General features: G+C 68.9%; 12 protein-coding genes and 1 tRNA gene. 7 read left to right on the forward strand and 6 right to left on the reverse strand.

Features of this window, described 5'->3' with window-relative positions; translation table 11 throughout:
- Window positions 1–255: 255 nt before the first annotated feature.
- Window positions 256–1,710 (reverse strand): MFS transporter, encoded by a 1,455-nt coding sequence (locus tag ACFQVC_RS18570; protein ID WP_381831780.1) that lies wholly within the window; start codon window positions 1,708–1,710, stop codon window positions 256–258.
- A gap of 186 nt (window positions 1,711–1,896) precedes the next feature.
- Between ACFQVC_RS18570 and ACFQVC_RS18575 the strand changes: the two genes are divergently transcribed.
- Window positions 1,897–2,880, forward strand: coding sequence for a helix-turn-helix transcriptional regulator (locus tag ACFQVC_RS18575; RefSeq protein ID WP_381831569.1), 984 nt, complete (start codon window positions 1,897–1,899; stop codon window positions 2,878–2,880).
- Between the two features lie 207 nt (window positions 2,881–3,087).
- Here ACFQVC_RS18575 and ACFQVC_RS18580 read toward each other — a convergent pair whose 3' ends face one another.
- A complete protein-coding gene (locus tag ACFQVC_RS18580; protein WP_381831570.1) occupies window positions 3,088–4,095 on the reverse strand; it encodes a sigma-70 family RNA polymerase sigma factor in 1,008 nt (335 codons plus the stop codon).
- 198 nt (window positions 4,096–4,293) lie between these two features.
- Between ACFQVC_RS18580 and ACFQVC_RS18585 the strand changes: the two genes are divergently transcribed.
- Window positions 4,294–4,824, forward strand: coding sequence for a GNAT family N-acetyltransferase (locus tag ACFQVC_RS18585; RefSeq protein ID WP_381831571.1), 531 nt, complete (start codon window positions 4,294–4,296; stop codon window positions 4,822–4,824).
- Between the two features lie 138 nt (window positions 4,825–4,962).
- Window positions 4,963–5,463 (forward strand): MarR family winged helix-turn-helix transcriptional regulator, encoded by a 501-nt coding sequence (locus ACFQVC_RS18590; protein ID WP_381831572.1) that lies wholly within the window; start codon window positions 4,963–4,965, stop codon window positions 5,461–5,463.
- A 47-nt stretch (window positions 5,464–5,510) separates the two neighbouring features.
- On the opposite strand, the gene ACFQVC_RS18595 is transcribed toward ACFQVC_RS18590, so the two are convergent.
- Window positions 5,511–7,082 (reverse strand): MFS transporter, encoded by a 1,572-nt coding sequence (locus ACFQVC_RS18595; RefSeq protein WP_381831573.1) that lies wholly within the window; start codon window positions 7,080–7,082, stop codon window positions 5,511–5,513.
- 192 nt (window positions 7,083–7,274) lie between these two features.
- Window positions 7,275–7,931 carry a TetR/AcrR family transcriptional regulator gene (locus ACFQVC_RS18600; RefSeq protein ID WP_381831574.1) on the reverse strand — a complete coding sequence of 219 codons (657 nt, stop codon included), beginning with the start codon at window positions 7,929–7,931 and terminating at the stop codon, window positions 7,275–7,277.
- 261 nt (window positions 7,932–8,192) lie between these two features.
- On the opposite strand from ACFQVC_RS18600, the gene ACFQVC_RS18605 reads away from it, so the two are divergent.
- Window positions 8,193–9,467, forward strand: coding sequence for a M6 family metalloprotease domain-containing protein (locus ACFQVC_RS18605; protein WP_381831575.1), 1,275 nt, complete (start codon window positions 8,193–8,195; stop codon window positions 9,465–9,467).
- 73 nt (window positions 9,468–9,540) lie between these two features.
- Window positions 9,541–9,613, forward strand: a tRNA-Arg gene (locus ACFQVC_RS18610).
- A gap of 260 nt (window positions 9,614–9,873) precedes the next feature.
- Here the strand turns inward: ACFQVC_RS18610 and ACFQVC_RS18615 are convergent.
- Complete coding sequence (locus tag ACFQVC_RS18615) at window positions 9,874–10,107, reverse strand: hypothetical protein (protein ID WP_381831576.1); 234 nt, start codon at window positions 10,105–10,107, stop codon at window positions 9,874–9,876.
- 683 nt (window positions 10,108–10,790) lie between these two features.
- On the opposite strand from ACFQVC_RS18615, the gene ACFQVC_RS18620 reads away from it, so the two are divergent.
- Both ACFQVC_RS18620 and ACFQVC_RS18625 read left to right on the forward strand, forming a co-directional pair.
- Complete coding sequence (locus ACFQVC_RS18620; protein WP_381831577.1) at window positions 10,791–11,222, forward strand: GNAT family N-acetyltransferase; 432 nt, start codon at window positions 10,791–10,793, stop codon at window positions 11,220–11,222.
- A gap of 100 nt (window positions 11,223–11,322) precedes the next feature.
- Window positions 11,323–11,790 carry a hypothetical protein gene (locus tag ACFQVC_RS18625; RefSeq protein WP_381831578.1) on the forward strand — a complete coding sequence of 156 codons (468 nt, stop codon included), beginning with the start codon at window positions 11,323–11,325 and terminating at the stop codon, window positions 11,788–11,790.
- Here the strand turns inward: ACFQVC_RS18625 and ACFQVC_RS18630 are convergent.
- Window positions 11,734–12,063, reverse strand: coding sequence for a hypothetical protein (locus ACFQVC_RS18630; protein WP_381831579.1), 330 nt, complete (start codon window positions 12,061–12,063; stop codon window positions 11,734–11,736). The genes ACFQVC_RS18625 and ACFQVC_RS18630 overlap by 57 nt on opposite strands.
- Between the last annotated feature and the right edge of the window lie 94 nt (window positions 12,064–12,157).

Here is a 12,157-nt window from a genome sequence, read left to right on the forward strand (position 1 = left end):
GAGCTTGTTGGTTCACGCCCACAGTACGGCTGGGTTTCCGCGAAGTAAACACGTTCGGGCACGGAACGGGCATGAACAGACTTAGGTCCCGGTAACGGCGCGCGTTACCGGGACCTAGGTGCTCGTCACCGGGACCTAGAGGTGCGCCTTACCGGGACCTAAGGGCCTCTCAGCGCTCCGGTCGTCAGGAGCGCTGAGGTCGTCGGGGGCGCTGAGGTCGTCGGGAGCGCTCCGGCCGTCGGGAGCGCTCCGTCGTCAGGAGGCGACGAGCACCCGCTCGTCGTCGTCCGCCTGATCCGAAGCCGCCGTCTGCCCGGAAGCCGCCGCCGGAACCATCTGCGCCGGGCGTCCCGGCAGCGCGAACATCAGCACGAAGATCGCCCCGAGCACACCCGCGACCCACCACATCGCATGCTCGAAGGCATCCGCGTACGCGGCTCCGATCGCGGTCTGCGCGAGCGGCTCGTCGATGACGCCGAAGAACACCACCGACACCAGACCGAGCCCGAGCGCATTGCCCATCTGCATCACAGTGTTGATCAGTCCGGAGGCGGAACCCGCGTGCTCACGCGGCACATCGGAGAGCACGGCATCGGTCAGCGGCGCCACGATCAGGCCCATCCCCACGCCCATCACCACGAGCGGCAGCACCATCTGCCAGGACGAGATGCCCATCCCGTACCGCGCCGCCTCCCAGATGTAGAGCAGCACGCCGGCCGCCATCAGCAGGGCGCCCGCCTGCAGCACCTTGCGACCGAACCGGGGCACCAGCTTCTGCACCGAGACACCGGCCGCCGCGGACACCGCGATCGAGAACGGAATACCGGTCACACCCGCACGCAGCGGGCTCCAGCCGAGCCCGACCTGCATGTAAAGCGTCCACACCAGGAAGAAGACACCGCAGGCCAGGCCGAAGGTGAGCTGCACCGCGATACCCGCCGCGAAGCTCTTCACCTTGAACAGCGACAGCTCGACCAGCGGCGAACCGTCCTTGCGTGCCTTCCTCTTCTCGTACGCCACCAGGGCCGCGAGCACCACGACCGCGCCGCCCATCAGGACGTACCCCCACAGCGGCCAGCCCAGCTCGCGCCCGCGCGTGAGCGGGTAGAGCAGCATGAGCAGCGCCACGACGACGAGGACCACGCCCACCAGGTCGAGGCGGAGCGCCTTCGGCGCCTTGGACTCGGCGATGAACTTCCGGCCGAGCAGCAGTCCGGCGATCCCCACCGGCAGGTTGATCAGAAAGATCGGACGCCATTCCAGGCCGAACAGATTCCACTCGGTGAGCAGCGCCCCGAGCATCGGCCCGGACACCGCACCGAGTCCGACGATCGCGCCGAAGAGACCGAAGACCTTGCCGCGCTCATGCGCGGGGAACGTCGCGTGCACGATGGAGAGCACCTGCGGCACCATCAGGGCGGCGGTCGCACCCTGCAGAATCCGCGAGGCGACCAGCATTTCCGGGTTCACGGCGAGCCCGCACAGCGCGGAGGCCAGGGTGAATCCCCCTATGCCGATCAGGAAGATCCGCTTACGGCCGTGGATGTCACCGAGCCGTCCGCCGGTGATGAGACCGGCGCCCATCGCGAGTGCATAGCCCGCGGTGATCCACTGGATCTGGCTGAACGAGGCGCCTTCGTCCCGCTGGATGGAGGGCAGCGCGATGTTCACGATCGTGACGTCGACGAGGTCCATGAACGCCGCGGTCATCACGATCGCGAGGGCGATCCAGCGCCGCCGGTCGCTTGCCGGGGCAGATGTCGTACGCGACGTACTGGCCGCACTGGCCGCACTGGCCGTACTGGCCGTACTGGAGGTCCGGGAGGTCTTCATGAAGAGGAAGTTAGACCTCATATAGGTCAGGTCATGTCCTCATTGGCCGCCATGATGGATTCCATGACGACGGACACCCCGGCACGACTGCTGCAGCTGCTCTCTCTGCTCCAGACCCCGCGCGAGTGGCCGGGCGGCGAGCTCGCCGGCCGTCTCGGTGTCTCCCGCCGTACGGTCAGGCGCGATATCGACCGGCTGCGCGAACTCGGCTATCCGGTGCAGGCCACGATGGGCGCCGAAGGCGGATACCGCCTGGTCGCGGGCAAGGCCATGCCTCCCCTGGTCCTCGACGACGAGGAGGCGGTGGCGATCGCGGTGGGCCTGCGGGCCGGCGCCGGGCATGCCGTCGAGGGCGTCGAGGAGGCTTCCGTACGCGCCCTCGCAAAGCTGGAGCAGGTGCTTCCGTCCCGCCTCAGGCACCGGGTCGGCGCCCTGCAGGCGGCGACGAGTCCGCTGGTCTTCGGCAGCGGGGACGGCGCGACCATCGCGCCGGAGACCCTGACCGTGCTCGCGTCGGCCACGACGGGCCGGGAGAAGCTCCGCTTCGGCTACCGCGCGGGCGACGGCGCACAGTCGCGCCGCCTGGTCGAGCCCTACCGTCTCGTGTCGACGGGACGGCGCTGGTATCTGGTCGCGTACGACCTGGAGCGGGACGCCTGGCGCACCTTCCGGGTCGACCGGGTCGACGAGCCCTTCGCGACGGGTGCGCGGTTCACCCCGCGGGAGCTGCCGGAAGGGGACGCGGCGGAGTTCATGCGGCGCACGGTCTGGCAGGGGCAGCAGTCGTACGACCTCGACGTGACGTTCGCGGCCCCGGCGGCGCACGTCTCCGCGCGGCTGCCGGGGACGATCGGCACACCGGAGGCGGTGGACGGGAGCAGCTGCCGCCTTCGGGCCTCCGTGACGGACGCGATCGAGTGGCTCGCGATGCGCCTCGCCCTGGTGGACACGGACTTCACCGTGCACGGCCCGCCCGAACTGATCAGTCACGTCCGGGAGTTGGGCTCCAGGCTGAGCAGGGCGGGCGCACCACCGGCCGGGGGCTGAGAGGCCGCGGGGGCCGCAGGGCCGTAGCGGTAGTAGCGGTAGTAGCGGTAGTAGCGGTAGTAGCGGTAGTAGCGGTAGTAGCGGTAGTAGCGGTAGTAGCGGTAAAGGAAAGAGCCCCGGCGCCAGGGGGGGTGGGCGCCGGGGCTCGTCTACGGGGGCCGGTGGCCCGCACTCGGACAGTGGACCACAGGCCGCGGGCTACGGGGCTTACGCGGCCGCGTCGAATCCCGTGTCGCGTGCGAGCCGCTTCAGTTCGAGCAGCGCGTGCTTCTCGATCTGGCGGATGCGCTCACGCGTGAGTCCGTGCTCCTTGCCGACCTCGGTCAGGGTCCGCTCACGGCCGTCCTCGATGCCGTACCGCATCTTGATGATGGACGCGGTGCGGTGGTCGAGCCGGCCGATCAGGTCCTCCAGCTCCTCGCTGCGCAGCAGCGTGAGCACGGACTGCTCGGGCGAGACGGCCGAGGTGTCCTCGAGCAGGTCACCGAACTGGGTGTCGCCCTCGTCGTCCACCGACATGTTCAGGGAGACCGGGTCGCGGGCCCAGTCGAGGACGTCGGCGACGCGCTCGGGCGTGGAGCCGAGCTCGGCGGCGATCTCGGTGTGCTCCGGGTCCCGGCCGTTCTCCCGGTTGAACTCGCGCTGGACCCGGCGGATCCGGCCGAGCTCCTCGACCAGGTGGACGGGGAGGCGGATGGTGCGGGACTGGTCGGCTATGGAGCGGGTGATGGCCTGGCGAATCCACCAGGTCGCGTACGTGGAGAACTTGAAGCCCTTGCGGTAGTCGAACTTCTCGACCGCTCGCACCAGCCCGGCGTTCCCCTCCTGGATCAGGTCGAGCAGGGGCAGGCCGCTGCGCGGATAGCGGCGGGCGACCGCGACGACGAGCCGGAGGTTGGAGCGGATGAAGACGTCCTTGGCGCGCTCACTGTCGGCGACGAGCGCTTCGAGCTCCTCGCGGGTGGCACCCTTGGCGGTCTCGCTCTCCTGCTCGACCTCCTTGTCGAGGATCTTCTGCGCGTACACCCCCGCCTCGATGATCTGCGACAGCTCCACCTCGCGGGCGGCGTCGAGCAGGGGTGTGCGGGCGATCTCGTCGAGATACATGCCGACCAGGTCGCGATCGGCGATCTCGCCGCCTACGGCGCGAACACTGCTTGCCGCGTCGGTGGTCCCCTTGGCGGACTGACGACGGGCGACGGCACGGGTTGCCATGCGTGCTCCCTTGCGATGAGTGGGTCAGCAGTTCTGACGGGGGCTCTGGGGGGCTGGAACGAGCTCCGTGGCGAAGAGCACACCCTCCGGGTGCCCTGCATCCGATGGAAACAACGACTGGAATCCGGACAGAATTCCCAAGCCGCTCAACATTTTTAGTGATCTTGCAGTACCCTGTGCGGCTCCGAGGGAGGCAGGATGCCGTACGGGGCGACAGAGGCGCAGGTCAGGCCGGGTGTCGAGAAGGATCTCGGGCCCCTCACAGAGCTCTACAACCACTACGTCCGTGAGACGGCCGTCACATTCGACACGGTGCCCTTCGCGCCCGGGGAACGCCTTCCGTGGCTGCGCTCCCACCCTGAAGACGGCCGGCACCGCCTGCTGGTTGCCCAGGAGATCCCGGGTTCCCGCATTCTGGGCTACGCAACCAGCAGCGCGTTCCGGCCGAAGGCGGCGTACGAGACGTCGGTGGAGGTCTCTGTTTACCTCGCTCCGGACGCGGGCGGCCGCGGCATCGGCACCCAGCTCTACAAGGCACTCTTCGAGGCACTCGCCACCGAGGACGTCCATCGCGCGTACGCGGGTATCGCCCTGCCCAACGAAGCCTCGGTCCGCCTGCACGAGCGCTTCGGCTTCGGCCACGTGGGGACGTACGGCGAAGTGGGCCGTAAGTTCGGGCGGTACTGGGACGTGGCCTGGTACGAGAAGCGGCTCGGGCCCACGGCCTGACACCTCGGGCCCCCGGCCTGACTACCTCGGGTCCGCGGCCTGACGCCTCGAGTCCGCGGCCTCACGCCGGAACGGGGCCGGCGCTGGCCGGAAACCTAGTCATTGAACCTTCAAGAACAGCCTCCGTACAGTAGATGTATGACGAAGCACAACGAGGAACCGCGCTGGCTCGACGACGAGGAACAGCGCACCTGGCGGGCCTATCTGCACGCCACCACGCTCCTCGAGGACCATCTGGACCGGCAGCTGCAGCGCGACGCCAAGATGCCGCACGTCTACTACGGCCTGCTCGTCCAGCTCTCGCAGGCGCCGCGGCGGCGGCTGCGGATGACGGAGCTGGCGAAGCACGCGAAGATCACCCGGTCCCGGCTCTCGCACGCCGTCGCCAGGCTCGAACAGCACGGCTGGGTACGCCGCGAGGACTGCCGCTCCGACAAGCGCGGCCAGAACGCGATCCTCACCGACGAGGGATACGAGGTGCTCAGGCAGTCCGCGCCGGGGCATGTCGCCGCCGTACGCCAGGCCATGTTCGACCGGCTCACCCCGGAACAGCAGCAGTCCCTCGGCGAGATCATGCGGATCATCGCCGAGGGACTGCAGCCGAGAGAGGCGGGTGCCGATCTGCCCTGGCTCAGGTGAGAGCCGGGGCGCCCGGGCTCAGTTGAGAGCCAGAGGCGTCGTGCGGGTCAGTGGGCGACCACCGGGATCCGCACCTCCTCCGCGGCGCCGGCCGTGTCGCCCTCTGCGGCCGGGGTGCCGCCGCCCTGGTGACCGGTGGTGATGAAGGTCAGGGCGATACCGGCGGAGACCACCAGGATGCCGACCGCCCACCAGATGGCGCTGGTGTAGCCGTCCACCATGGCCTGCGCCTGCAGCAGCTTCTGCGCGGCCGGAGTGGTGGCCTCCGCGGCGTGCGCGGTGATGTACGCCGTGGTGGCGGACGCGGCGATGGTGTTGAGCAGGGCAGTACCGATCGCGCCGCCCACCTGCTGCGAGGTGTTGACCATCGCGGAGGCGACACCGGCGTCCCGCGGCTCGACGCCGTGGGTGGCCAGGGACATGGCGGGCATGAACGCCGTACCCATGCCGAGACCGAGCAGCAGCTGCGCGGGCAGGATCAGACCCGCGTACGACGTGCCGATCTCCAGCTGGGTGAGGAGCAGCATGCCGGTCGCGGCGACCAGGAAGCCCGGACCCATCAGGAGCCGCGGCGGAACGCGGGTCATCAGGCGGGCGCCGATCTGCGTCGAGCCCGTGATCATGCCGACGATCATCGGCAGGAAGGCGAAGCCGGTCTGCACCGGCGAGTAGCCCTTCACGATCTGCAGGTAGTACGTCAGGAACAGGAACAGGCCGAACATCGCGATGACGGCGAGACCGAGCGACAGGTAGACGCCGCCGCGGTTGCGGTCGGTCAGCACGCGCAGCGGCAGCAGCGGCGCCTTGACCCGGGACTCGGTGAGGATGAACGCGGCGAGCAGCACCACCGAGGCGATGAACATGCCGATGGTCATGGAGTCGGACCAGCCCTCGGACTCGGCGCGCGTGAAGCCGTAGACGAGCGCCACCAGACCGAGGGTGGAGAGCACCACGCCGGGGACGTCGAGCGACGAGCGGTTACGGCTGCCGGCCGGGTCACGGATCACGAAGTACGCGCCCACGGCGGCGACGATCGCGAACGGGATGTTCACGAAGAACGTCCAGCGCCAGTCCAGGTACTCGGTGAGGAAGCCGCCGAGGATCAGGCCGACGGCGCCACCGCCGCCGGCGATCGCACCGTAGATACCGAAGGCCTTGGCGCGCTCCTTGGCGTCGGTGAACATCACCGCGAGCAGCGAGAGCGCGGCGGGCGCGAGCAGTGCGCCGAACACACCCTGCAGGGCGCGGGCGCCGAGCATCATGGCCTCGCCGGTCGCGGCACCGCCGAGCGCGGACGCGGCGGCGAAGCCGATCAGACCGGTGACAAAGGTGCGCTTACGGCCCCACAGGTCCGCGATCCGGCCGCCGAAGAGCAGCAGACCACCGAAGGCCAGGGCGTAGGCCGTGATGACCCACTGCCGGTTGCCGTCGGAGATGCCCAGGTCCTGCTGGGCGGAGGGCAGCGCGATATTCACGATGGTCGCGTCGAGTACGACCATCAGCTGGGCGATCGCGATGAAGACGAGCGCTTTCCAGCGCTTGGGGTCAGGGCCGGCAAGGGCGGCGGCGGTATCGGGAATGCCGCTCTTTCCAGATATGGACGGTGCTTTTTCGGACATGGAGGTACCCACCTCGGGACTCTTGTGCTGAGAAATCGGTAACGGAACGGGCGATCGGGCGAAGCTGCTCGGTAACGGCGCCCGGTAATGGGCTGGCGCTACTGAGAAGAGCGTGCAACCTCAAGCAAAGTTGAGGTCAACTGACGCCGGTTGCGGTCGACTGTGGAGCCGTGGTCGGCCGCGGAACCGTGGTCATGCGGACCGGGGCTGACGGAGATCCTCCAACGTGGCTGCGCTGCCCGGGAGTTCGGAGCGGGCGGGGGTCTGCAGTCCGTCGAGGAACAGCTGCAGATGCCGGTGCACGAACTGGTCGAAGTTCACGCACCCGCTGCCCGGCAGGGGCCTGGTGAGCTGGGAGAGCGCGACGAGCAGATCACCGACGGCGATGTCGGTGCGCAACTGCCCGGCGGCGCGCGCCCGCTCCATCACCTCCTCGACCTGCCGCTCCAGGCGCAGCCTGGCCTCGTCCAGATCGGGGTGGTCCTTGTCGAAGGCGCCGGAGAGCATCGGGCACAGGGCGCCGATCCGCTCGTCGGCGGCGGCGTGCACGAAGCGGCGAAGGGCGGCGAAGGCGTCGGCCTCCCCGGCGAGCGCCTCCTCGGCACGCTCCGAGGTGCGGTCCATCACCGAGCAGACGACCTCACGGATCAGCTCGGAGCGGTCGGCGAAGTGCCGGTAGAGCGTGGCGTTGCCGACGCCGGCGCGGCGGGCGATCTCGTCGAGCGGCACCTCGGGGCCCGACTCCACGAACATCTCGCGCGCGGCGGTGACGATCCGCTCCCGGTTGCGCAGGGCGTCGGCCCGCGGGCGGGGCACGCGGCGCTGCTGCGGTGCGGTGGCGGTATCCACGGCGGCACTCCTTGGGCGGCTGGTGTCTTGGGGACCCCCTGACCGATGCGGGGAATCCGTCCCCGCTTCACGAGGACACCCATGCAAACGGGGAGACCGTCCCCGGTTATTTCGCGCCCCGGTGTGACCCGCCTCACACCGCCCTCACGGAAATACCCCTGATCGGTCGCACTCAGCGAGCGCCCGCGCACACCCCGGCACAGGGTGATCGTCAAGGGCGCAGCCAGGACAGCCGGCTGCCGCGGACCGAAAGGCGGGCGCATGCAGCTGTCAAGGCGCTGGATATGCAGGCCACGACGCAGCCCCCTGCTCGCCGCCCTGGCGGCCCTGGTGCTCGCGGTGACCGCGACGGCCAGCACCGGACGGCTGAGCACCGGCCCGCAGACGGCCGGACCCGCCGCACTGGCCCGCTCCACGGCGCTCGGCCCCTGCATGATCAGCGGCACGATGGGCGTCCAGATGTCGGAGGGCGTGCCCACACCGCCCGGCTACGCCCGCTCCACCGGCCCCGTCCGTGCCCTGAACCTGATGATCGACTTCTCGGACGCCCCCGGCGAGGGCCGCGCCACCGACCGGCTCGGGGAGTTCTTCCCGCAGACCCAGGAATGGTTCCGCACCGCTTCCTACGGGCGCATGGACTACCAGCCGCACGCACCGGTCAAGGACTGGCTGCGGATGCCGCGCCCCTTCTCCTCGTACGGCATAGAGCGCGGCGCCCCCTTCGACCCCGGCTACCGCGAGCTCGTCCAGGACATCGTCGAGAAGGCCGACCCCGAGGTGGACTTCAGCACGTACGACCTGGTCAATATCCTGATCACCCCGAACGCCGGCCCTTCGGCCCTCGACACGGTTCTCTCCGTCACCTTCGCCGGCAACCACGAGGCCCCGGTCGCCGACGGTGTGCCCGTCTCCAACGCGTCCTTCGTCTACAGCCGCCAGGACGACGGCTCGGGCTCCTACCGCGAGACCGGCTTTCGCGTACTGCCCCACGAGAACGGCCATGTCTTCGGCCTGCCCGACCTCTACACCTCGGACGGCGGCGGGGCCGTCGGCCACTGGGACATCATGAGCGAGGACTGGGGCGCCAACAACGACCTGCTGGGCTGGCACAAGTGGAAGCTGGGCTGGCTCGACGACGACCAGATCAGCTGCGCGTCCGACCCCGGAACGACGGACCACCTCCTCGGCCCCCTCGCGACGCCGGGCGGCACGAAGCTGGCCTTCATCCCCCTCGACGAGCAGACGGGCTACGCCGTGGAGGTCCGCACCCGCGGGGGCAACGACGACGCGGTCTGCAAGCCCGGCGTCCTCATCTACCGCGTGGACGCCGACGTCGACACCGGCCACGGCCCGGTCACCGTCTCCGACTCCACCCGCGACTCCGGCGGCTGCACCCGCCGCCCCAACGTCCACGCCGAACTCTCCGACGCCACCTACGTCCCCGGCCAGAGCTTCGTCGACCCGGACAAGGACATCCGCATCAGCGTCGTCTCGGCCACGGACGACACGTACCGCGTCCGCGTAACCCGCTCCTGACACCACCCCACCCCCTGATCCACAACCCCTGATCCGCCCCCACCCCCACCCGCTACACTGACGAGCACGCCTTGCCTTCGTAGCTCAGGGGATAGAGCACCGCTCTCCTAAAGCGGGTGTCGCAGGTTCGAATCCTGCCGGGGGCACTGGATTGGTCAGGGCAGGAGCCCCGGAAACTGCAGGCCATGCAGGGTCCGGGGCTCCTCCCATGTGCGGGGCGTGCACTCTGGCCACGCGGTGCCTACGTGCTGAATACGCTCCCACTACGGGAGTTGGTCTCCTAAATACCTCCTAAGCGATCTTCGAGAACCCGCAGGTCAGCCCCCGAAGTCCCGGCAACGCGAAGAGGCCCGCCCCCTGTTCGGAGCGAGCCTCTTCGCGTTACTGGTCTCGGAACGCCGGCTGACTACTCGTCGCCGTGCGCCGCCAGCTCCTGCAAGTCCGGCTCCGTGGCACGCCAGGCTTTCAGCGACTCCTCAATCTCTTCAGGCGTCGCTTGCAGCCCGGCCTTCACCACGACGACAGCGCGGCCGCCGCCGGGCAGGTTGATGACAGCGGTGTCGAGGAGTTCCCCGTCGTCACTCAGCTCGTTCGCCACTCGCAGCGGCAGTCCGGTCAACGGCGGATCGGGAGCCTGCATCTGCCCAGCGTCGTGCTTCAACGGGCGGGGCCACACACTGCCCGACTCGCCATCAGCTTGCAGCCCAAAGCCGCTACGCCGCCCGCGTACCGATGCCTCCGAGGTGCGTGGTCGGCGCTGCCAGGTCTCACTCTTGGCCATCAACAGAGCCTGCGTCGCCGGTTAGGCCGCGGACTGGATACCGGACCACCCCCAGGCAGACCAGGGATGCAGCTGCATTACAGAGTTGGATACCCCGGTGCCGACCACGCGCCGCCAAGAGTACTCGTCCCCACTGACAGTCGATTCCGGACCTTGGCGGTACAGCAGGGAAGTACAACCCCAGCGCCTTCTCCCGTCCGGCGGTGGTCATCATCAGCTCAACTTCGGTCGGCATGACCGGGATCGACCGTTCTCTCTGAAGCTACGGACCAGAAGGGGCCGTGCCACATCCGTGCCAGATCGAGCGGGGAGCCACGGGGAACACCGAGGGTCGGTGGGCAGCTCGAAGGAGATCCGTGCAAGCCGCGAACACTCAGGTCAGCCGCCGCATGATCCAACCTCGCTCTTGAAGCGGGTGTCGCAGGTTCGAACCCTGCCGGGGCACAGTGTCCGAACAGCGCGCCTACCTGGTCCGCCGCGTCAGCCATGAGCAGGGCTGAAAGACTGAGCCCGCCTTATGTCCCAATTCGTATAATTTCAGAGTGAAGATCGTCGATATCGACCCCGCCGACCCCCGCCTCGAGGCCGTGTTCCCGGTGCTGCAGGAACTCCGCCCTCACCTGACGGCGGAAGAGTTCCGCGCGCTGTACGAGGAGGGGCGCGGGACCGGGCTGCAGTACACCGCGGCCTTCGGTGATGACGGCAGCTGTCTGGGCGTGATCGGCTGGCATGTTGTCGTCACCACCGTCCAGGGGAGGACGATGTATGTCGACGACCTCGTCGTCTCCGCGGCCGTACGCTCCGGCGGGGTCGGTCGTGCGCTGCTGGGTCACGTCGAAGAGCGCGCCCGCGAGGGGGGCTGCAATGCCCTCAGGCTGGACTCCGGTACGCAGCGCGTCCAGGCCCACCGCTTCTACATGCGCGAAGGCCTGACCATCGGGGCCTTCCATTTCATCAAGCCCTTGAACGGCTGACGTCCGCACCGTCATCGGGTGCCTGTCACACTTCCGGCGCCCCGCCGGTCGTAGGTGTGTGAGACGACAACGGTATGGACGATACGGACGCACGGGGCGGATGAGTGGCGCGAAGGCCGTCTGGGTGCGAGGCGGGCTCGCCTTCTTCGCGCTGGCCTCCTTCGCCCTGGGTGCCTACATCCTCATCTCGCCCGCGGGGTTCTTCAGTTGGTCATGGGTCAACATGGGCATGGCCTACAACCCGCACCTGATGCTCGACTACGGCGCGATGAATCTGGCCGCGGCGGTACCTCTCGGCGCCGCCGCTGTCGTCATGACCCCGGTCTTCGTCCGTACCGCCCTGGCCTCGTACGCGGTGTGGTCCCTCGCGCACTTCCTCATCCACCTGCATTTCCGTTCTCATGCCGTGGCGCATACGTCCGCCACCGAGGCGAATCTTCTTGTCGGTGTGCTGGGCGTCGGAGTCGTGATCCCGGTCGTGTTGCTGCTGCTCACACTGCCAGGCGCAGAACTACGCGGAGATCAGGGCGAACAGCGTGGCGACGCCGACGAGGCCGGTGACCCCTAGCGCCGCTCCCGCGACGGCGGTCCACATACGGCCGATGCCCAGGCGGGCGTAATGGATGCCGGCGACGCCGAAGGTGACAGCGAGGCCCCCGGCGATGATCGACCACGGCAGCGTGGCGAGCACGAGGCCGGGCCATGCCCCCGTGGCGGCGACAAGGCCCAGGACGAGGGCCGTGGGGCCGAGGGCTGCGGCGGGTGCGTCGCGGTCGGGCGCGGCGGCCCCGGTTGTCCCGGTTGTCTCAGTCGTCTCAGTTGCCTCAGTTGCCTCGGACATGAACTCCCCCTGACTTGAACAGGGTTGAACAGGGCGCACGTGCCGCCCGCTCCCCCTGTCGCGCTATTTGAACGTGTTCAAATCTTGTGTCGAT

The sequence above is a fragment of the Streptomyces monticola genome (assembly GCF_042665355.1).
Lineage (GTDB): Bacteria > Actinomycetota > Actinomycetes > Streptomycetales > Streptomycetaceae > Streptomyces > Streptomyces monticola.

What these genes read in the sequence shown, in the direction of transcription:
- ACFQVC_RS18575 (WP_381831569.1), top strand. Translation starts at nt 1,897, where the DNA reads ATGACGACGGACACCCCGGCACGACTGCTGCAGCTGCTCTCTCTGCTC.
- ACFQVC_RS18630 (WP_381831579.1), bottom strand. Translation starts at nt 12,063, where the DNA reads ATGTCCGAGGCAACTGAGGCAACTGAGACGACTGAGACAACCGGGACA.
- ACFQVC_RS18615 (WP_381831576.1), bottom strand. Translation starts at nt 10,107, where the DNA reads ATGCAGGCTCCCGATCCGCCGTTGACCGGACTGCCGCTGCGAGTGGCG.
- ACFQVC_RS18605 (WP_381831575.1), top strand. Translation starts at nt 8,193, where the DNA reads ATGCAGCTGTCAAGGCGCTGGATATGCAGGCCACGACGCAGCCCCCTG.
- ACFQVC_RS18590 (WP_381831572.1), top strand. Translation starts at nt 4,963, where the DNA reads ATGACGAAGCACAACGAGGAACCGCGCTGGCTCGACGACGAGGAACAG.
- ACFQVC_RS18625 (WP_381831578.1), top strand. Translation starts at nt 11,323, where the DNA reads ATGAGTGGCGCGAAGGCCGTCTGGGTGCGAGGCGGGCTCGCCTTCTTC.
- ACFQVC_RS18595 (WP_381831573.1), bottom strand. Translation starts at nt 7,082, where the DNA reads ATGTCCGAAAAAGCACCGTCCATATCTGGAAAGAGCGGCATTCCCGAT.
- ACFQVC_RS18585 (WP_381831571.1), top strand. Translation starts at nt 4,294, where the DNA reads ATGCCGTACGGGGCGACAGAGGCGCAGGTCAGGCCGGGTGTCGAGAAG.
- ACFQVC_RS18570 (WP_381831780.1), bottom strand. Translation starts at nt 1,710, where the DNA reads ATGACCGCGGCGTTCATGGACCTCGTCGACGTCACGATCGTGAACATC.
- ACFQVC_RS18580 (WP_381831570.1), bottom strand. Translation starts at nt 4,095, where the DNA reads ATGGCAACCCGTGCCGTCGCCCGTCGTCAGTCCGCCAAGGGGACCACC.